Genomic DNA, 1,158 nt, shown 5'->3' on the forward strand with positions numbered 1-1,158 from the left:
CTTTGCAAATTAAGCAAGGATAGATGCAACAACACCAGCACCAACGGTACGGCCACCTTCACGGATTGCGAAGCGTAGACCTTCGTCCATTGCGATTGGGCAGATTAGAGTAACAGTCATAGCGATGTTATCGCCTGGCATTACCATTTCTACGCCTTCTGGCAATTCAATAGTACCGGTTACGTCAGTTGTACGGAAGTAGAACTGTGGACGGTAGCCTTTGAAGAATGGCGTGTGACGACCACCTTCATCTTTAGAAAGCACATAGATTTCTGAAGTGAAAGTTGTGTGTGGAGTGATTGAACCTGGCTTAGCAAGAACTTGACCACGCTCAACTTCGTCACGCTTAGTACCACGTAGTAGAACACCAACGTTCTCACCAGCACGGCCTTCGTCAAGAAGCTTACGGAACATCTCAACACCAGTACAAGTTGTAGTAGTAGTGTCTTTGATACCAACGATTTCTACTTCGTCACCTACAGTGATGATACCTTGCTCAACACGACCAGTTACAACAGTACCACGGCCTTGGATTGAGAATACATCTTCGATTGGTAGGATGAACGGACGGTCGATCGCACGCTCTGGCTCTGGGATGTAGTTGTCTAGCGCTTCTGCTAGCTCAACAATCTTGTCTTCCCACTCTTTCTCGCCGTTTAGTGCGCCAAGAGCTGAACCCATGATTACTGGGCAGTCGTCACCTGGGAATTCGTACTCAGAAAGAAGTTCACGAACTTCCATTTCTACTAGCTCTAGTAGCTCTTCATCATCAACCATGTCACATTTGTTCATGAATACGATGATGTAAGGGATACCAACCTGACGGCCTAGTAGGATGTGCTCACGCGTTTGTGGCATTGGGCCATCAGTCGCAGCAACAACTAGGATACCACCGTCCATTTGAGCAGCACCAGTGATCATGTTTTTAACATAATCGGCGTGTCCTGGACAGTCTACGTGTGCGTAGTGACGAGTAGGAGTATCGTACTCTACGTGAGAAGTAGAGATAGTAATACCACGCTCACGCTCTTCTGGAGCGTTATCGATAGATGCGAAGTCTTTCGCTTCACCACCGTATACTTTTGACAAAGTAGTACAGATAGCAGCAGTTAGAGTAGTTTTACCGTGGTCAACGTGGCCGATAGTACCAACGTTAAC

General features: G+C 47.1%; 1 protein-coding gene. It reads right to left on the reverse strand.

Features of this window, described 5'->3' with window-relative positions:
* Nucleotides 1-9: 9 nt before the first annotated feature.
* On the reverse strand, nucleotides 10-1,158 hold a 1,149-nt coding region (tuf, locus tag ACKLNH_RS20605; protein WP_413114135.1), incomplete at its 5' end, for an elongation factor Tu.

Origin of the sequence: Thaumasiovibrio clandestinus (genome assembly GCF_047250365.1) — a bacterium.
In the GTDB taxonomy this organism is placed as follows: domain Bacteria; phylum Pseudomonadota; class Gammaproteobacteria; order Enterobacterales; family Vibrionaceae; genus Thaumasiovibrio.